17 protein-coding genes are annotated in these 17,400 nt (G+C 64.5%); 8 read left to right on the top strand and 9 right to left on the bottom strand.

Annotated elements, in window-relative coordinates:
• Nucleotides 1–59: 59 nt before the first annotated feature.
• From clpS to FR728_RS08655, 5 genes are all read left to right on the top strand, one after another.
• Nucleotides 60–392 (top strand): ATP-dependent Clp protease adapter ClpS, encoded by a 333-nt coding sequence (gene clpS, locus FR728_RS08675; RefSeq protein WP_188318843.1) that lies wholly within the window; start codon nt 60–62, stop codon nt 390–392.
• A 12-nt stretch (nt 393–404) separates the two neighbouring features.
• Nucleotides 405–2,852: an ATP-dependent Clp protease ATP-binding subunit ClpA gene (gene clpA, locus FR728_RS08670; RefSeq protein ID WP_149892312.1), complete on the top strand. Its 2,448-nt coding sequence runs from the start codon at nt 405–407 to the stop codon at nt 2,850–2,852.
• Nucleotides 2,853–3,354: 502 nt separating this feature from the next.
• Complete coding sequence (locus FR728_RS08665) at nt 3,355–4,170, top strand: AzlC family ABC transporter permease (protein WP_208998742.1); 816 nt, start codon at nt 3,355–3,357, stop codon at nt 4,168–4,170.
• The gene (locus FR728_RS08660; protein WP_377176109.1) at nt 4,167–4,532 is read left to right on the top strand and encodes an AzlD domain-containing protein; all 366 of its coding nucleotides are present in this window, start codon (nt 4,167–4,169) and stop codon (nt 4,530–4,532) included. Before FR728_RS08665 ends, FR728_RS08660 begins: the two co-directional genes overlap by 4 nt.
• Nucleotides 4,533–4,574: 42 nt before the next feature.
• The gene (locus FR728_RS08655; protein WP_149892311.1) at nt 4,575–5,279 is read left to right on the top strand and encodes an SDR family oxidoreductase; all 705 of its coding nucleotides are present in this window, start codon (nt 4,575–4,577) and stop codon (nt 5,277–5,279) included.
• Nucleotides 5,280–5,367: 88 nt separating this feature from the next.
• Here FR728_RS08655 and FR728_RS08650 read toward each other — a convergent pair whose 3' ends face one another.
• From FR728_RS08650 to FR728_RS08630, 5 genes are all read right to left on the bottom strand, one after another.
• Nucleotides 5,368–5,808 (bottom strand): HIT family protein, encoded by a 441-nt coding sequence (locus FR728_RS08650; protein ID WP_149892310.1) that lies wholly within the window; start codon nt 5,806–5,808, stop codon nt 5,368–5,370.
• Between the two features lie 132 nt (nt 5,809–5,940).
• Nucleotides 5,941–7,413, bottom strand: coding sequence for a S1 family peptidase (locus FR728_RS08645; protein WP_149892309.1), 1,473 nt, complete (start codon nt 7,411–7,413; stop codon nt 5,941–5,943).
• Between the two features lie 124 nt (nt 7,414–7,537).
• Nucleotides 7,538–8,818 (bottom strand): GNAT family N-acetyltransferase, encoded by a 1,281-nt coding sequence (locus FR728_RS08640; RefSeq protein WP_149892308.1) that lies wholly within the window; start codon nt 8,816–8,818, stop codon nt 7,538–7,540.
• Between the two features lie 79 nt (nt 8,819–8,897).
• On the bottom strand, nt 8,898–9,659 hold the full coding sequence (locus FR728_RS08635; RefSeq protein WP_149892307.1) for a glycerophosphodiester phosphodiesterase family protein: 762 nt from the start codon (nt 9,657–9,659) through the stop codon (nt 8,898–8,900).
• 189 nt (nt 9,660–9,848) lie between these two features.
• Nucleotides 9,849–10,331, bottom strand: a complete 483-nt coding sequence (locus FR728_RS08630; protein ID WP_149892306.1) for a RidA family protein — start codon at nt 10,329–10,331, stop codon at nt 9,849–9,851.
• A gap of 314 nt (nt 10,332–10,645) precedes the next feature.
• Between FR728_RS08630 and FR728_RS08625 the strand changes: the two genes are divergently transcribed.
• Complete coding sequence (locus FR728_RS08625) at nt 10,646–11,479, top strand: cell envelope integrity EipB family protein (protein WP_188318842.1); 834 nt, start codon at nt 10,646–10,648, stop codon at nt 11,477–11,479.
• A 22-nt stretch (nt 11,480–11,501) separates the two neighbouring features.
• On the opposite strand, the gene FR728_RS08620 is transcribed toward FR728_RS08625, so the two are convergent.
• From FR728_RS08620 to FR728_RS08610, 3 genes are all read right to left on the bottom strand, one after another.
• Complete coding sequence (locus FR728_RS08620) at nt 11,502–12,848, bottom strand: DNA polymerase IV (protein ID WP_149893052.1); 1,347 nt, start codon at nt 12,846–12,848, stop codon at nt 11,502–11,504.
• Between the two features lie 128 nt (nt 12,849–12,976).
• Nucleotides 12,977–13,657 carry a hypothetical protein gene (locus FR728_RS08615; RefSeq protein WP_149892304.1) on the bottom strand — a complete coding sequence of 227 codons (681 nt, stop codon included), beginning with the start codon at nt 13,655–13,657 and terminating at the stop codon, nt 12,977–12,979.
• A complete protein-coding gene (locus FR728_RS08610) occupies nt 13,650–13,949 on the bottom strand; it encodes a DUF3572 domain-containing protein (RefSeq protein WP_149892303.1) in 300 nt (99 codons plus the stop codon). The genes FR728_RS08615 and FR728_RS08610 overlap by 8 nt, the downstream gene beginning before the upstream one ends.
• A gap of 140 nt (nt 13,950–14,089) precedes the next feature.
• Between FR728_RS08610 and FR728_RS08605 the strand changes: the two genes are divergently transcribed.
• Together FR728_RS08605 and FR728_RS08600 are read left to right on the top strand one after the other, a co-directional pair.
• Nucleotides 14,090–14,461, top strand: a complete 372-nt coding sequence (locus tag FR728_RS08605) for a response regulator (RefSeq protein WP_149892302.1) — start codon at nt 14,090–14,092, stop codon at nt 14,459–14,461.
• A 768-nt stretch (nt 14,462–15,229) separates the two neighbouring features.
• Nucleotides 15,230–16,948: a methyl-accepting chemotaxis protein gene (locus FR728_RS08600; RefSeq protein ID WP_149892301.1), complete on the top strand. Its 1,719-nt coding sequence runs from the start codon at nt 15,230–15,232 to the stop codon at nt 16,946–16,948.
• Nucleotides 16,949–17,126: 178 nt separating this feature from the next.
• Here the strand turns inward: FR728_RS08600 and rpmG are convergent, their stop codons facing one another.
• Nucleotides 17,127–17,294, bottom strand: a complete 168-nt coding sequence (gene rpmG, locus FR728_RS08595; RefSeq protein WP_149892300.1) for a 50S ribosomal protein L33 — start codon at nt 17,292–17,294, stop codon at nt 17,127–17,129.
• Nucleotides 17,295–17,400 lie beyond the last annotated feature (106 nt).

The following is a 17,400-nucleotide window of genomic DNA, read 5'->3' as shown; positions in this document are numbered from 1 at the left end:
GCGCGCGCCCGATTGCTAGACTGGACGCCAAAGACTGAAAGAGGACATTGGGCATACTCATGTCACGCGGGGCCGATTTTGAAGATGGCGACAACGGCACGGGCACCGTCGTCGTTACTCGTCCCAAGACTGTTGCGAAGCGGCCGAACCTGTATCGGGTGCTGCTGCTCAACGACGACTACACTCCCATGGAGTTCGTGATTCATGTGGTGGAAAGCTTCTTCCAGAAGAATAGGGAAGAGGCGACCCGCATCATGCTGCATGTTCATCATCATGGGGTGGGGGAATGCGGAATCTATTCCTATGAAGTGGCCGAGACCAAGGTCACGCAAGTGATGGATTTCGCCCGCAAGCACCAGCATCCGCTGCAGTGCGTCATGGAAAAGAAATGAGGGATGTCACTCGTGCCGTCATTTTCTCGCAGTCTCGAAAAAGCTCTGCATCAGGCTCTGGCCTATGCCAACGAGCGCCAACAGGAATATGCCACTCTTGAGCATCTCCTGCTGGCCCTGCTCGACGATCAGGATGCCGCAGCCGTCATGCGCGCCTGCAACGTCGACATGGACGCCATCCGGCGCAGCCTTCTGGAATATATCGAGACCGAGCTCGAGAACCTGGTGACGGATGGCGAGGAAGATTCCAAGCCCACCGCCGGGTTCCAGCGGGTCATCCAGCGGGCGGTGATCCATGTCCAGTCCTCCGGACGGGAAGAGGTGACCGGGGCCAACGTGCTGGTGGCGATCTTCGCCGAGCGCGAGAGCCACGCCGCCTATTTCCTGCAGGACCAGGACATGACCCGTTACGACGCGGTCAACTACATCTCCCACGGCATCGCCAAGCGCCCGGGCATGTCCGAGGCGCGGCCCGTCGAGGGCGCGGAAGAGGAAGAGACCGTCCAGAGCAACGCCGGCGAGCCGAAGCCCAAGGCCAAGACCGATGCGCTGGAAGCCTATTGCGTCAACCTCAACGAGAAGGCCAAGAAGGGCAAGATCGATCCGCTGATCGGCCGCGACACCGAAATTTCCCGCACCATCCAGATCCTGTGCCGCCGGTCGAAGAACAATCCGCTCTTCGTCGGTGATCCCGGGGTCGGCAAGACGGCGATCGCCGAAGGGCTTGCCCATCGCATCGTCAAGGGCGACGTGCCGGAAGTGCTGCAGGATGCCACCATCTTCTCGCTCGACATGGGCGCGCTCCTGGCCGGTACCCGCTATCGCGGCGATTTCGAAGAGCGCCTGAAGCAGGTGGTGAAGGAGATCGAGGACTATCCGAATGCGGTGATGTTCATCGACGAGATCCACACGGTGATCGGCGCAGGCGCAACCTCCGGCGGGGCCATGGATGCCTCCAACTTGCTGAAGCCGGCGCTGGCTTCGGGTGCGATCCGCTGCATCGGCTCGACCACCTACAAGGAATACCGTCAGTTCTTCGAGAAGGACCGGGCGCTGGTCCGGCGCTTCCAGAAGATCGATGTCAACGAGCCTTCCGTGCCGGATGCGATCGAGATCCTGAAAGGGCTGAAGCCCTATTTCGAGGACTTCCACAAGGTCCGCTACACCAACGATGCCATCAAGACAGCGGTGGAACTGTCGGCGAAGTACATCTCCGACCGGAAGCTGCCGGACAAGGCCATCGACGTGCTGGACGAGACCGGTGCCTCCCAGATGCTCGTGCCGGAAAACCGCCGGCGCAAGACCATCGGCGTGAAGGAGATCGAGAACACCATCGCCACCATGGCGCGGATCCCGCCCAAGTCGGTGTCGAAGGACGACGCGGCCGTGCTGTCGTCGCTCCCCGTCGACCTGAAGCGGGTCGTCTACGGTCAGGATGCGGCCATCGAGACCCTGTCCTCGGCCATCAAGCTGGCCCGTGCGGGCCTGCGCGAGCCGGACAAGCCGATCGGCAGCTATCTCTTCTCCGGCCCGACGGGCGTGGGCAAGACCGAAGTGGCGCGCCAGCTGGCCTCGTCGCTGGGGGTGGAGCTCATCCGCTTCGACATGTCGGAATACATGGAGCGGCACACGGTTTCCCGCCTCATCGGCGCGCCTCCGGGCTATGTGGGCTTCGACCAGGGCGGTCTGCTGACCGACGGCGTCGACCAGCATCCCCATTGCGTGCTGCTGCTGGATGAAATCGAGAAGGCCCATCCGGACCTCTTCAACATCCTCCTGCAGGTGATGGATCACGGCAAGCTGACCGATCACAACGGCAAGCAGGTCGATTTCCGCAATGTCATCCTGATCATGACCACCAATGCCGGGGCCTCGGATCTGGCCAAGGCACCGGTGGGCTTCAACCGGGTGAAGCGGGAAGGCGAGGATGCGGAGGCGATCAACAAGCTGTTCACGCCGGAATTCCGCAACCGTCTGGACGCGATCATTCCCTTCGCCAACCTGCCGCGCGAAGTGGTCTACAAGGTGGTCGAGAAGTTCGTCATGCAGCTCGAGGCCCAGCTGGCCGACCGGGGCGTGACCTTCGAACTGACCCCCGAGGCGACCGAGTGGCTGGCCGACAAGGGTTATGACAGCCAGATGGGGGCGCGTCCGCTCGGCCGGGTGATCCAGGAGCACATCAAGCGGCCGCTGGCCGACGAGGTGCTCTTCGGCAAGCTGATGAAGGGCGGCACCGTAAAGGTGACGGTCTCCGAGGATCTGGCCGGACTGCTGCTGGAAACGGTGGAAGAGCGCATCGCCGCTCCCGCCAAGGCAAAGGCTCCGGGGAAAGCCCCGGTGAAGGCCAAGCGCAAGCGCAAGCCTGCAACGGCCAAGGCGGCGACCGCCAAACCCGGCGGCAAGAGCGTCGGCCCGGCGGCCAAGACCAGCCTGGTGCCCAAGGTGCCGCTCGCCGACTGAGCTTGGCCTTGCAGGGTTCGCCTGCGAGTGACGAAAGATAGTGGAACGGCCCGGAGCATTCCGGGCCGTTTTCGTTTCGGCCGGGGCGGGGCCGTTTCGCCAGGCCTGCAAGACGTCAGTGGGGGGGCTCTCCACCGTCATCCTCGTCCCTGTGTCGAGGATCCAGACTTCATTGGTGAGGCCGATGAAAAACACCGCATCTTCAGTTGGTTACTGGATCCCCGCCTGCGCGGGGATGACGAAGGAGGGCGTTTTTCTGCAGGCCTCTCTCCGCCGTCCTGCTCGGGCCTGTGCCGAGCAGGACCATCGGGGTGGGAGGGGGCAGCCTTGCCGCCATCTTCGCGGGGTCCTGGGCCCGCACGCTCTGCTTTGAGGCCGCGACACGAGCGCATGTCATTCGGGTCCGCCCGACGGTAGACAGACGCTTCTGGACCGGGTGGTTTGACAAATCGGGTGGAGGCTTCTTAATAAGGGTTCCTTACCTCTTCTTGCGTTGCCCGCCATGTCCGATCTGCCTGATCCCGCCAGCGCCTCCGAGGCGGCTGGCATGGCTTCCTCGTCCTCGCCGCTCTCCTCCGGAGATGAGCCGCGCCCCGGGGACGGGGAAGTGTCGTCCCTGCAGTGGTTCCTGCGCGGGGGAAGGGCGGCGGTATCCCTGCCAGCCTTAATCCTCATGGCGGCCTTTGTCGGCTATGCGGGGCTGGCGCGGGGCACGGGGCTGACGCTGGCCGAAACCCTGGTGATGGCCGGTCTGGTCTGGGCCCTGCCGTCCATCGTGGTGCTCACCGGGGCGATCGGCACCGGGCTTGGCATCGTGCCGGCAGGCATTGCGGTGGCGCTCGCCTCCGTGCGGCTCATGCCCATGACCATGGCGATGATCCCCATGGTGAAGGTGCCGGGCCGGACGAAGACCTGGCAGCTTCTCTATATTTCCCATTTCATTGCCGTGACCGCATGGGTCTTTGCCATGCACAACCTGCCGAAGCTGCCGCGGGAAGCCCGGTTGCCCTATTTCGCCGGGTTCTCGACCCTTCTCACCTCCAGCGTGACCTGCGTGACGGGCATTGCCTATCTGCTGGTGGACGAGTTGCCGCCGGCGGTCGCAGGCGGACTGTTCCTGCTCACGCCGGTCTATTTCCTCTGTTCCCTCTGGGGGGCCTCGCGGCTCTCCTCCGACAAGCTGTCGATGATCGCCGGTCTCGCGCTCGGGCCGCTCTTCTACACATTTGCTCCCGGGCTGGACCTGCTGTGGACCGGTCTGGTGGGTGGGACCCTTGCCTATGGGGTCACGCGGTTGCGCCGGAGGGGGCTGTCATGATGCTTCCCTTCGAGGCGGCGGTCGCCGACACCTGGTGGTGGCCCTATGTGATGATCCTTGTCGCCGGATGGATCGCCACCGACATGTGGCGCTGGATCGGCGTTCTGGCCGGCGGGCGCCTGCGCGAGGATGGGGAGCTGCTGATCTGGGTGCGCGCCGTCGCCACGGCCCTCGTCGCCGGAGTGATCTCCAAGCTCATCCTGTTCCCGACCGGTGTCATCGAGGCGACGCCCATGTGGCTGCGGCTGCTGGCGGCCCTTGCCGGGTTCGCGGCCTATCTCGGTCTCGGCCGGCGGGTCATCGTCGGGGTTCTTGTGGCGGAAGTGCTGCTCATCGGGGGCTGGTTGCTGCTCGGACTTTGAGTCCGGAATGCCTTGTAACGATTTGAAATTGCGGGGGAAGTCATGTCTGATGTGAAGGTTGCTCTGGTCACGGCTGGTGGCAGCGGCATGGGGGCTGCGGCCGCCCGGAAGCTCGCCGGCGAAGGCTACAAGGTCGGCATTCTCTCGTCCTCCGGCAAGGGAGAGGCGCTGGGGACGGAGCTTGGTGGGTTCGGCGTCACCGGGTCCAATCTGGAGACCGCGGATCTGGCCCGGCTGGTCGACGGCGCGGTGGAGCGCTGGGGCCGGGTGGATGTGCTGGTCAATTCCGCCGGTCACGGCCCCAAGGGCGACATTCTGGAGCTTGCGGACGAGGACTGGCACCGGGGCATGGATTTCTACCTGCTCAACGTCATCCGTCCGACCCGGCTCGTCACGCCGCTGATGCAGGCGCAGAAGGGCGGGGCGATCATCAACATCTCCACCTTCGCGGTCTTTGAGCCGGATCCGCTGTTCCCGACCTCGGCCGTGTTCCGCGCCGGGCTTGCCGGGTTTGCCAAGCTCTATGCGGACAAATATGCGGCCGAGGGCATCCGCATGAACAACATCCTGCCGGGCTTCATCGACAGCCTGCCGGAGAAGGAGGATCGTCGCGCGCGCATTCCGATGGGGCGCTACGGCACGGAAGAGGAGGTGGCCGCCCTGATCGCCTATCTCGCCGGGCCGGGTGGCGGCTACATCACGGGGCAGAACATCCGCATCGACGGGGGCCTGACCCGCTCTGTCTGACGCGCCATTCCGGCCGGAGGACGAAAAACAGGAAGGCCGCGCCGGAGACCCCGGGCGCGGCCTTTTCAGGTCTGCCGGGGCAGATCGTTCACGCAAGCGCGGCGCGGATCTTCTCTGCCTGCTCGGCCAGCCGGGCGTTGTCGGCCATGGCGCCGGCATGGGGCTTCAGCGCCACGCCTTCAAAGCGCGGCAGGATGTGGAAATGGGTGTGATAGACGGTCTGGCCGGAGGCCGGTTCGGAATATTGCTCCAGGGTCACGCCATCTGCATCAAATGCGGCCTTCACGGCGCGCGCCAGCTTCTGCACGTTGAGGATCGTGGCGGTCAGCGCGTCCGGTTGGATGTCCAGCAGGTTGCGGGACGGGGCCTTGGGGATCACCAGGGAATGGCCGTCGCCGCGGGGCATGATGTCCATGATCGCGAGAGACGCATCGTCCTCGTAGAGCTTGTGACAGGGCAGCTCGCCGCGCAGGATGCGGGCAAAGATGTTCTGGTCATCATAGGCAGGGGTGGAGGCGGAGCTGGTCATCGGGTCTCTCTTGCGCAAGACGAAGGGTTGGAGGCGACACTAGCCAGAACCAGCGCCCTCCGGCAAGGCCGCAGGTGCCGCCATCCAGCGGTCGAGTGGAACGCTGGCCGGGCGCCGGTCGAGCCCGCCGTTCTAGTTGCAATTCACCTGGAAAGTCGTGCGGGACAGTCGCTCTGCGATCTCTTCCGGCGGCAATGCAATTTCTCCATCGCCGATCACCGGTTCGACGCCGTTGAGCTGAAGGAAAAGCCGGGCAATGGTTCCGCGAACGGCGAAGTTGATGTTCTGGGGAATGTCACCGGTGACGTTGGCCACGATCTGGGCATCGAGCTTTGCCACGACCACGCCGATGGCTTCCCCACGCATGTCGACTGCCGGACCGCCGGAGTTGCCGGGTTGGACCGGCGCAGAGATCTGCACGTGGTTTGAGTTGCCACGGAGGCCCTTCATGGAGGTGACGGTGCCACGGGTGATGTTCAGGCCGCTGAGAAGCCCGGCCAGCGGGAAGCCGGCCACGGTCACGTCCGCGTTGAGCGCGGCGGGTCTGGGCGAGAAGGGCAAGGGAGTGAGGCCTTTCATCCAGGGCGCGGAGAGGAGTGCGAGATCATAATCCTCGTCCTCGTTCACGACAGAAACCGGTTCTCCGTTGATCGTGAGCGAGGCGCAGCCGTCGACCACATGGTGGTTCGTGAGGAGGTCTCCTTCGGAGGTGACAAGGAAGGCGGTGCCGGAGGATGCGGGTGTATCTGCATCATCTGATCCGGGCGCGCCGGAGCCCGGGGCTGCGGCCTGTTGCTTTCCGTCTTCGCGAGCGGCTCTTCCTTTTCGCTTCGGACCCTTCTCATCCTCCTTGAGCATTTTGGCCAGTTCCCCAACGATCAGGGCAATGAGGCCGTTCTCAGGCGGGTCAAGATCTGCCGGCCTGCCCGGCCGGATGCTGCCAGCAACGGCGGCCATACGCCCCTTGTCCTGCGTGCTGGCGGAGAGGATGACCGTACGCCACAGGTATCCCTGTTTCTCGGATCTTGCGTAGATGGTGACGCCGTTGGACTTCCTTGCGGAGGTCACCCATCTCCGGGACTTGCGCAATGAATAGGTTGTCGCGGGATTTGCGGCCTGGCGGCTCACATAGGCGTGGGTGCGCACCAGGTCCTGATCGTCGTCCAGAGTGAACGAATAGCGGAGCGAGGAGCTGCTGTCCTCGAGGTTGAAGTAGTCCTGATCGTCCTTTCCGGAGACAATCTTCTCCCCGGGGATGAGAATGGAAAGATCGAGGGGCTCCATATACCAGAGGGTCCACCCCTCCTTCTCGAATCTCACGAAAGTGTCGATCGCCAGTGCGGCGGCAGCCCAGAAGGGGACCTTCTCTTCCGGGATGAAATCTGCCGCATAGCGTTCGAAGGCCTCCTGACTGCCGGCTCCCCACGCGCCGTCGATCATCGCGTCATAATGACCGGCCAGAGCCAGACCCACCTGCAGGAAGCGCTTTTCCGTTTCCGTCAGGCGGCGAGCATCGAATTCCTCGAAGAGAATGTCCGATGACCGGGCTGGAGACGAGATCGTGAGCGTTACCAGAAGCAGGATGGTCGCGAATACTCTGAACATGAAACGGCCTGTCACGCATGCACTGTTACCGGTTGCAAACGTAGCCGCCTTGCGTCCGGCGGTCGAGTGGAAACGATCCGGGATGACTGTCCTGCGCTTGTGGGTCTCCCGCTCCTACTGGCGCTCAGGCCTTGCGGAAGGGGGCGTGGGTGGCGAGGGCCTCGGCTTCGCGCTCGACCATCCGGCGTTCGTGGGTCAGGAAATCGGCGACCGCGTCGCGCAGGCCGGGATGGGCGATCCAGTGGGCTGAGCGGGTCTGGCTCGGCACATAGCCGCGGGCGAGCTTGTGGGCGCCTTGCGCGCCCGCCTCGACCCGCGAGAGGCCACGCTGAATGGCAAAGTCGATGGCCTGATAGTAGCAGACCTCGAAATGCAGGAAGGGGTGGTGCTCGATGCAGCCCCAGTTGCGGCCAAAGAGCGTGTCGGATCCGATGAAATTCAGCGCGCCGGCAATATAGCGGCCCTCGCGGCGGGCCAGCACCAGCAGGATCTGGCCGGCCATGCGCTCGCTGATCAGGGAGAAGAAACGGCGGTTGAGGTAGGGCCGTCCCCACTTGCGGCTGCCCGTGTCCACGTAGAAGGCATAGAAGGCGTCCCAGTGGTGCTCCTTCAGGTCGCTGCCGGTCACCCATTCGATCTCGATGCCGGCCTCCAGCGCCCCTTGACGCTCCTTGCGGATGTCCTTGCGCTTGCGCGAATTGAGTTCGGCGAGAAAGGCGTCGAAGCTTTCGTATCCCGGGTTCTCGAAATGGAACTGGCTGTCGGTGCGCTGCAGGTATCCGGCGGCACCGAGCGCCTGCCATTCGTCCGTGGTCAGGAAGGTTGCATGCACGGAGGAGGCGCCGGAGCGGCGGCAGACCTCGACCAGTCCGGCGGACAGGGCCTCGATGCCGGCAGCCCGCGCAATGGCTGGCGAGGTGAGGAAGCGGCGACCGGTGGCCGGCGTGAAGGGGACGGAGACCTGAAGCTTGGGATAATAGGCGCCGCCGGCGCGCTCGAAGGCATCGGCCCAGCCGTGGTCGAAGACATATTCGCCCTGGCTGTGGGTCTTGAGATAGGCGGGCACGGCGCCGAGCACCTCGTCGCCCTGTTGCAGGATCAGGTGCCGGGGGATCCAGCCGGTCTCGGGGCGGACGCAGCCGCTCTCTTCCAGGGACTGGAGAAAAGCGTGTGTCAGGAAGGGGTTGAAGGAGGTTTCCTGAGAAGGTGATTCAAGGCCTGGGTCCGGGGCGGGGCGGCCCGAAGCCTCGACCGTCCAGCCCGGATTGGCGACACTGTCCCAGACGGGTGCCGGGATCTGGTCGAGGGAGGAGATCAGGGCGAGCTGTGCCTCGACAGGCTCCTCCTGACCGGCAACCCCGGTCGGGGCGGCGCGGTGCGTGTCGTCGTGGTCCTGGCGGGTCATGAGGCTTCCCTGTGGCTGGCGGAGGCGGGCACCATGAGCTCAATCTAGGAGACAAATGGTGCGCCGCAAGAGGCAAGGCTCAGCCAGCGGAAGGATCGAAGCCCTCGAAGACGATCTGGTCGGCATAAAGGGCGGCGCGTTCCCGGTCTTCCGGGGTGCGCACGGTCCAGCTCATGATCGGCGTGCCCTTCAGCTTCTTGAGAAGGCTCGGGCCCATGGCCGGAAGATCCTTGATGCCGTAGGAGACGAAATGGGGGGCGGTGCGCGGTGCGTGCAGCAGATGGCGCAGGATGAAACGGTCCATGCGGGTGTGACGGGTCTTGGCTTCGGCGTCGGTGAAGCCATAGGACACGATGCCGCGCAGGATATGCGGCTTGTAGGCGCGCGCCACGGAGAGCATGTCCGGGTCGAAGCTCTTGATGCAGGCCGGACCCTTGTAGGTCTCGAGCACGTCCAGGATTCCGCGGACGAAGTCGGCCTGGGCGTCGCGGGCCTTGCGGGACTTGATCTCGATGACGAGGGGCACACGGCCGGCGGTCAGGTCGAGAAGGTCCTGCAGCAGCCAGAGCTTGTCGCCGCCCTGCTTCATGGAGAGGCGGGTCAGCTCGGCGGCGGTCTGGTCGATCACCCGGCCGGTGCCATCGACGAGACGCTCGAGAGCGTAGTCATGGTGGACCAGCGCCTTGCAGTCTGCGGTTTCCTGAAGGTCGACCTCGATCCCGAAGCCCTTCTCGATGGCGGCTGCGACCGCGCTCGGCGTGTTCTCGATCCGGGCGACGGACTTGTCGTGGAAGCCGCGATGGGCGATCGCGGCGGCGAAGATTTCTTGCAGCATGGACATGGAATGAGAACCTGGAAAGGCGTCAAGACGGTGAGCGGGGAATGGAGACAACCCGAATCGATGCGCCCGGGCCGTGCACCCTAGAGTGGCGTCGATGACACTTCGGTGACAAGGGCAGCAAGCGCCGGGGCTGCAAAAAAGGGCGCCAAAAGGCGCCCCTTGTCACGGCCGAGCTGTCCGGCAGACGTCTCAGTCGCCGGAGATCTCGAAGATGGCCTCCACCTCGACGGCAGCGCCGAAGGGCAGGGAGGCGGCGGAGACGGCGGAGCGGGCATGACGGCCCTTGTCACCCAGCACCTCGACCATGAAGTCGGAGGCGCCGTTGATCACCTGCGGTTGCTGGGTGAAGTCGGCGGTGGAATTGACGAAGCCGACCAGCTTGACCAGGCGCACCTTCGACAGGTCGCCGACTGCGGCGCGGGCCTGCGCCAGCAGGTTGATGGCGCAGAGTCTGGCCGCGTCCTTGCCGTCCTTCAGGGACATTGCCTGACCGAGCTTGCCCACATGGGCGAGACCTTCGGGGCCCATGGGCAGCTGACCGGAAATGAAGAGCTGGTTGCCCGTGCGCACGAAGGGCACGTAATTGGCGGCCGGGGCGGCCGGGGTGGGCAGTTCCACGCCAAGCGCGGTCAGTCGGGCGTCGATGGTGTCCTGGGGGGCGGTGCCTGTCATGAACCTCTGCTCCTGATGCTGGTGCTTGAAAAATCGTCTCTTCCTCTCGCCCATAATCATGGCGCTGGCAAGTCCGGGGCATGCCGCGCGGCACAGGACAGGCGGGGCAAAAGACAACGGGGGACATTTGGCGCGGCTGTGGAACCGGTGCCGCAAACCCCCTAGACTGGAGAAGCCCGGTCGAAGCAGCGGCCGGTCTTCCCCAGAGGTATCCGATCGTGTTTCGTCCGTTCCGTCTTGCCCGTCCCTTGCTCCGCCCGGCCGCGGGAGGGCGCGGGGGTGATCCTGCATCTGTGCGGAGGGGGCGCGCCGCGGTGATCGCAGGCGTTGCGCTGGCGGCTGCCGTGCTGGCGCCTGCAGTGTTTGCGGAGACGTCCTCGGCTCGGGCGGGAGAGGGCGCGGCTCTGGTTGCCCACAAGGCGGTTTATCAGCTGTCTCTTCGGGAAGCGCAGGAGGCGGCCGGCATCACCGATGTCCGGGGCCTGATGGTCTATGACTTCCGGGGAGATGCCTGTGCCGGCTACAGCACCGATTTTCGCTTCATGACCGAGTTCGTGGATGCGGCGGGGGAGGGCCTGGTCACGGATCTGCGCAGCAGCGCCCATGAGACGGCCGATGGCGGGCGCCTGACCTTTGCGACCTCTGTCTACATGAACCAGGCGCTGCAGGAGCAGAGCGAAGGCGTGGCGGAGACCGAGGCGGGCAAGGTGACGCTGAAGCAACCGCAGGCGGGGCAACTGGACTTGCCGCAGGGGGCCATCTTCCCGACCACGCATCTGCGCAAGGTGCTGGCAGCGGCACGGCGCGGCGAAACCCTGCTTCTGGCCGATGTCTATGACGGGTCGGAAACGGGCGACAAGGTCTTTGCCACCACGACGGTGATTGGCGCCCGCCAGCAGCCTTCCGGCGGCAAGACCGCAGCCGGAGACGTGCTGCCCGAGGTTGCGGCCTGGCCCGTGAGCATTGCCTATTTCGATCCGGCTTCGGAGACGGGCGGCGAGGAGATCCCCGCCTATCAGATGTCCTTCCTGCTCTATGAGAACGGCATCAGCGGCGGCATGACCCTGAACTACGGGGATTTCATCCTCGACGGACAGCTGGACCACCTGGAGCTTTCGGCGGAGACGGCCCCCTGCACCGGGGGCTGACCGTCTGCTCTGATCTTTTGCCTCAGTCCGTGCGGCCGGAGCGGGGCGGTTTCGTGCCGAGCCGGTCGCGCCCGGCGGCGGCCTCTTCCGCATGGGCGCGCTCCCAGTCCTTGCGGGGCGCATGACTGAGCCCGCGTTCGACGGCCGTGCGCCCGAATTTCTCCCTGAGCTTGTCCATCGCCAGTTCCGCGTTCTTGCGCCGGTCTGCATCCGGGTCGACGAGATCATGGGGGTCGGCATTGTCGGGGCTGGCGAGATCGGACAGGCCGATGCCGATCAGGCGGAACCTGCGCCGGCCATCCACTTCCCGCTCCAGCAGGCGCTCACCCTCGCGGAACAGCCGGTCGGCAAGCTGGGTCGGGTCGGGCAGCTGGCGCGAGCGGGTGATCGTCTTGAAATCGTGGGTCTTCAGCTTCAGGGTCACGGTCCGTCCGGCGTGTCCGGCGGCCTTCACGCGGCGGGAGACCTTCTCGCTCAGGTCCAGAAGGATGGGGCGGAGCGCCTCCAGCGCGGTGATGTCGGTGTTGAAGGTCGTCTCCGCCGACACGCTCTTGGTGGGCCGGTCGGGGGTCACGGCGCGCTCGTCGCGGCCGTGGGCCAGGCTTGCCAGCCGCAGCCCCATGGCGCCGTGCTTGCGGGCGAGGTCCGTCGGATCCATCTCCTGCAGCTGGCCGATGGTCCGGATCCCCTCCCGCTCCAGAGATTGCTGGAACACCTTGCCGACGCCCCAGATCAGGCTGACGGGCTTGTCCCGCAGGAAGTCCCTGGCCTCGCCGGCTCCTATGACGGAAAAGCCGCGGGGCTTGTCGAGATCCGAGGCGATCTTGGCGAGGAATTTGTTGGGGGCGAGGCCGACCGAGACCGTGATGCGCAGATCGTCCTCGATGGAGCGCGCGAGCCGGGCAAGGCTTTCGGCGGGGCTCGCGTGGTGCAGGCGCTCCGTGCCGGTCAGATCGAGAAAGGCCTCGTCGATCGACAGGGGCTCGACCAGCGGGGTGAGCGCGCGCATGCGCTCGCGGATCTCGCGCCCGACGGCTGCGTATTTCTCCATGTTCGGGCGGATGACCACCGCATCGGGGCAGGCTTCCAGGGCCTTGAACATGGGCATGGCCGAGCGCACGCCGTAGATGCGGGCGATGTAGCAGCAGGTGGAAACCACGCCGCGCTGTCCCCCGCCCACGATCACCGGCTTGTCGACCAGCTCCGGATTGTCCCGCTTCTCGACCGAGGCATAGAAGGCGTCGCAATCGATATGGGCGATGGAGAGGGAGAAGAGCTCCGGGTGGCGCAGCAGGCGGGAGCTGCCGCAGGAGGGGCAGCGATCGCGGCGGGGCTTCACCCGGCGCAGGCAATCGCGGCACAGGGCCACATCCGCCGCCTGGGCGGAGGGGACGGGGCCTGACTGTGATTGCCCGGGCTTTTCGTGCCCGGAGACGCTGGACTGGGGGCGGGATGAGGTCACGATCTGTCTGGATCCCGGAGTGGGGAGAGACGGCTTCAGAGCCGGATCTCTCCCGCAAGGATAGCCTCGATGAACCGGGTTGTCTCATCCCAGTCGCCGGTCAGGAGATGAATGTGATCGGCAGGCGTGTGGGCGGCCCGGAAGCGCGGGTCTGCGATGAACTGGATGCGCACCGCCGAGGGCAGGCTGGCGGCCACCGAATCCTGATTGACCGGGCTGTCGTCGATGAAGACGATCGGGCCCCGGCGCCCGGCGGCCAGCACCGAGACCGCGCCCCCCTTGGGCCCGGAGTTGGTGATCAGCGGATAGTCGATGTCGAAACGCTTGAGCAATTCGATGCGCAGGGGCTTGTTCGCCGAACCGGGCAGGTTGGTCAGCAGGACGATGTCGAAATGGGCCGACAGGCGGCGCAGGGCGACATTCGCGCCGGGCACCAAGTCCTGGGCGTGCACATGCTCGTCGAAGAAGTCGCGGATGTAGCGACGCACGATGTCGCCTTCGAGGGGGGTGTCCTCCTCGACCGGGGCGATATTTCCCGTGAGCTTGTGTTCCGGGGTGAGGAAGCGCAGGCCACGTTCGGCGAGGTACGTCTCCATGGGCGCGATCATATGGAGGATGACCTCATCCACATCGCAGACGACGACCGGGCGCGCCGAGCGGGGCAGGGCGCGGATCTGGGCCATGGTTTCGGCCCGCACCATATGAGGTTCAACCATGGTCGGCGGGATCTCCTGCCAGGACGAACCGGGCGGCGGCGATCATCGTGGGTCGCAGGCGCTGGTTCTCGCAGAAGGTCAGAAGCAGGGCTTCATCTCCCATGAGAAACTCCAGGACGCCGGCAAGGAAGCCGGGCTCGCTTGCGGCGTCGCGGATCGATTCAGGTCCGATGCCGGAGACGGCGAGGAACCGGCCGACGAGTTCAGGGTCCTGGGAAAGATGGATCAGGGCGTTGGTGGCGATCTCCTGAGCCTGGTCTTCGGTGATGGAGCGATGGGTCGCGGTTTGCATCGTGAATTTTTGCCTTTCTGAAACGATTCCGCGTTAGAACAAATACTAACAACGGAGTGGGGCCCATGCTACCGGCAAGAACCGGCGCCCCCCGCTCATCGAGTAGTGCCCGGCGACGCGCCGGATTGAAGGGCCTGCCAATGGCGAAGACCGTGCTGATCGTGGAAGACAACGAGCTGAACATGAAACTGTTTCATGACCTGCTCGAGGCGCACGGATATGGCACCTTGCAGACACGGACGGGGATCGAGGCGCTGGAGCTGGTGCGCAAGCACCGCCCGGATCTGGTTCTCATGGACATCCAGTTGCCGGAAGTCTCCGGGCTGGAAGTGACCAAGTGGATCAAGGAAGACGAGGAGATCAGCATGATCCCCGTCATCGCCGTGACCGCCTTTGCCATGAAGGGCGACGAGGAACGCATCCGCCAGGGTGGGTGCGAGGCCTATATTTCCAAGCCGATCTCAGTGGCAAAATTCCTGGAAACGGTGCGCTCCTATCTGGGAGAGGCATGAGCTCCGTCAGGGCCGGAAGACACAGAGCGCAAGGGCGATCAGACCTTCTCGCCAGGCGCGGGGCAACGGTCGATCTGCGGCCTGCGGTCGGTCCTGTTAAGGTTAGCAGTTTACTAAGATATTAGTCGTTCCGCCCGGGACGTGCAGGGTGTGTTGGATTCACCCCCAAGCTCGGGTAGGGTGAGCGCGTGGTCAGGACAGGAACGGGGGTTCCCCGCCGCCCGTTCCCGCTCTCGAGTTGCCCCGGCCAGCTGCCTCCAGGCCCCGGTTCGCACAGGGAGCCAGACCCAGGATTTCGTTCCCTACGGTGCATTCAGGTCCGCCGCATCTCCTGGGCCCGTGGGGTCGGTCGGCGCGGCCGCAAGTCGAAGAGTGGCCTCCTCGATTGCTTGCGGCCCGCCGACCACCTATCCCGCCGTTCCACATTCCCTGTCAGCCGCTGCTTGCCCGGCCTCCGACCGGCGTGGCCTTGGTCCTCTTCGCCCTGCTGCAGGGCGGGGTCCACGCCGTCAGGGCTTTCCCGGTAAATTTCGAATCATCATTAAAAACATGCACTTGATAGTCAGCTTTTGAGCTTTCTAAGTTGTATCTTGTTGTTCTGTGTTCTTTTTTGATGTTTCCTCCCGTGCCTCGTGTTTTCTCTATTGTTAAAAATGACAATAAGAGAAGAGTTTTTAACTGCACGCCCCAACTGAACAGGGTTTTTTACCGAGGGTTAAGCCGGGAAATGGATTGTTTGGGCCACAGGCCGAAACAAGGACGGGCGAAATGTTTTCATTTCTTGGCAAGATGCGGATCACGCAGGCGATGGCACTGACCATCGGCTGCTTCATGACATTGGCCATGCTGGCGGTCGGAGGGATCGTCTACAAGGTGGCGCAGGGACAGGCGGAGGCCGAGGCGGTCTCCAAGCAGAATGCGAGCCTGCGTGTCGCCGCAAGCTATCTTCTTCAGACGCTCGAAGGCTTCGGTGTTGACTTCGGCTCCGACGGCAACGTCACCCGTGTGACCCTCGCCAACCTGCCGGAATTCGAGAGCCACGATCTCATCGACAACATCGGCCGGATGACCGGCGAAACCGCGACGATCTTCCTGTGGGACAACGAGTCCAAGGATTTCTGGCGCAAGACCACCAACATCATCAAGCCGGATGGCACGCGGGCCGTGGGCACGCCGCTCGGTCAGAAGGGCGCGGTCTATCCGGTCGTGACCAAGGGGCAGACCTTCAAGGGCCGCGCGACCATTCTCGGCAAGGACTATTACACCATCTACCAGCCGATCGTGGCGTCGGGCTCCGGCGACATCGTCGGCATCCTCTATGCCGGTGTGGAAGTGGCTGCCATCGCTGCCAAGGCGAATGAACTGGTCATGAACTTCGCCATGCTGGCCCTGCCGGTGGTGCTCATCTCCATCGTGGTCGTCACCTTTGCCACCGGCCGCCTGCTGCGTCCGCTGGAAACCCTGGCGCGCGTCACCAGCGGCATTGCGGAAGACAATCTCGATCAGGAAGTGAAGTTCGTGGGCCGCAAGGACCAGATCGGCGACATCGCCCGCGCCGTGGAAACCCTGCGCGCCAAGCAGTTCGAACGCCGCAGCCTGGCTGATCAGCAGCAGCTGAGCGAGACCGAGTCCCGCCAGCGTCAGGACCGGGTGCGGGATCTGATCTCCGCCTTCCATCAGCGGGCCAACGAGCTTCTGCGCTCGGTGGGGCAGACGGCGGCCGGTCTGGAAGACACCGCGCGAAACCTGAGCTCCATCGCCCAGGACAGCACCCGCAGCGCCCACAGCACCCTGACGGAATCGGATTCGGCCACGGGCAATGCCCAGGCTGTCGCCGGCGCCGCGGAAGAGCTGGCCGCCTCCATCGGCGAGATCTCCCGCCAGGTGGCCCAGACCACGGAAGTGGTGGACCGGGCGACCCGGGGCACGCGTCATACCAACGAGAAGGTCGAAGGCCTGGCGGCTTCCGCCTCCAAGATCGGCGAAGTCGTGACCCTGATCCAGGCGATTGCCGAGCAGACCAACCTGCTGGCCCTGAATGCCACCATCGAGGCGGCCCGCGCAGGGGAGGCCGGCAAGGGCTTCGCCGTCGTGGCAGCCGAAGTGAAGGAGCTGGCGAACCAGACCTCCAAGGCGACCGAGGAGATCAGCAACCAGATCTCCGCCATTCAGGGCTCGACCAGCGAGGCCGTGACCGCGATTGCGGAGATCACCGCCATCATGGACGAGGTGAACCAGTACACCGCGACGATCGCCGCTGCCGTCGAGCAGCAGGGCGGGGCGACCAACGAGATCTCCCAGAACATCCAGCTGGCTGCCGCAGGCACCCAGTCGGTGTCCGCCAACATGCAGCACCTGACGGAGAGCGTCTCCCAGACCTCCAGCTCCGCCGACATGGTTCTGACCGCGTCCGGCGAGCTCAGCGACCGGACCGAAAGCCTGCGCCAGGAAGTGGAAGACTTCCTGCAGAAGGTGGCTGCGGCCTGACCGGTCCAGCGCTTCGCTTCACAAACACGAAAGCCCGGCCTTGTGCCGGGCTTTTTCTTGTTCGCATGAAGGTCGCGGGCGCGCTTTGTCCGGGCCTTCAGGGATCAGCGGCAAGGCAACAAAAAACCCGCCGTTTCCGGCGGGTTTTTGTCGGATATCGATCCGGGAACCGAAGATCTTACTTGATCTTGGTTTCCTTGAACTCGACGTGCTTCTTGGCAACCGGGTCATACTTCCGCATGGACATCTTTTCGGTCATGGTGCGGGAGTTCTTCTTGGTCACATAGAAGTAGCCAGTGTCGGCGGTCGACAGAAGCTTGATCTTGATAGTGGTCGCCTTGGCCATAGCCTTCGATCCTGTTTCTCATGAAGGGGCAAAGCGTCCGTATGGCCAGGGTGTGCTGGCGACCGACTTGCCCGCGGGATTTCGCTAAATCAGGGCGCAACCTACT

The sequence above is a fragment of the Roseibium aestuarii genome, from assembly GCF_008477545.1.
GTDB classification, from domain to species: domain Bacteria; phylum Pseudomonadota; class Alphaproteobacteria; order Rhizobiales; family Stappiaceae; genus Roseibium; species Roseibium aestuarii.
This window is presented reverse-complemented; position numbering and strand designations above follow the sequence as displayed.

Coding starts and splice junctions, on each gene's coding strand:
- clpS (WP_188318843.1), top strand. CDS start 60: ATGTCACGCGGGGCCGATTTTGAAGATGGCGACAACGGCACGGGCACC.
- FR728_RS08665 (WP_208998742.1), top strand. CDS start 3,355: ATGTCCGATCTGCCTGATCCCGCCAGCGCCTCCGAGGCGGCTGGCATG.
- FR728_RS08660 (WP_377176109.1), top strand. CDS start 4,167: ATGATGCTTCCCTTCGAGGCGGCGGTCGCCGACACCTGGTGGTGGCCC.
- FR728_RS08655 (WP_149892311.1), top strand. CDS start 4,575: ATGTCTGATGTGAAGGTTGCTCTGGTCACGGCTGGTGGCAGCGGCATG.
- FR728_RS08650 (WP_149892310.1), bottom strand. CDS start 5,808: ATGACCAGCTCCGCCTCCACCCCTGCCTATGATGACCAGAACATCTTT.
- FR728_RS08645 (WP_149892309.1), bottom strand. CDS start 7,413: ATGTTCAGAGTATTCGCGACCATCCTGCTTCTGGTAACGCTCACGATC.
- FR728_RS08640 (WP_149892308.1), bottom strand. CDS start 8,818: ATGACCCGCCAGGACCACGACGACACGCACCGCGCCGCCCCGACCGGG.
- FR728_RS08635 (WP_149892307.1), bottom strand. CDS start 9,659: ATGTCCATGCTGCAAGAAATCTTCGCCGCCGCGATCGCCCATCGCGGC.
- FR728_RS08630 (WP_149892306.1), bottom strand. CDS start 10,331: ATGACAGGCACCGCCCCCCAGGACACCATCGACGCCCGACTGACCGCG.
- FR728_RS08615 (WP_149892304.1), bottom strand. CDS start 13,657: ATGGTTGAACCTCATATGGTGCGGGCCGAAACCATGGCCCAGATCCGC.
- FR728_RS08610 (WP_149892303.1), bottom strand. CDS start 13,949: ATGCAAACCGCGACCCATCGCTCCATCACCGAAGACCAGGCTCAGGAG.
- FR728_RS08605 (WP_149892302.1), top strand. CDS start 14,090: ATGGCGAAGACCGTGCTGATCGTGGAAGACAACGAGCTGAACATGAAA.
- FR728_RS08600 (WP_149892301.1), top strand. CDS start 15,230: ATGTTTTCATTTCTTGGCAAGATGCGGATCACGCAGGCGATGGCACTG.
- rpmG (WP_149892300.1), bottom strand. CDS start 17,294: ATGGCCAAGGCGACCACTATCAAGATCAAGCTTCTGTCGACCGCCGAC.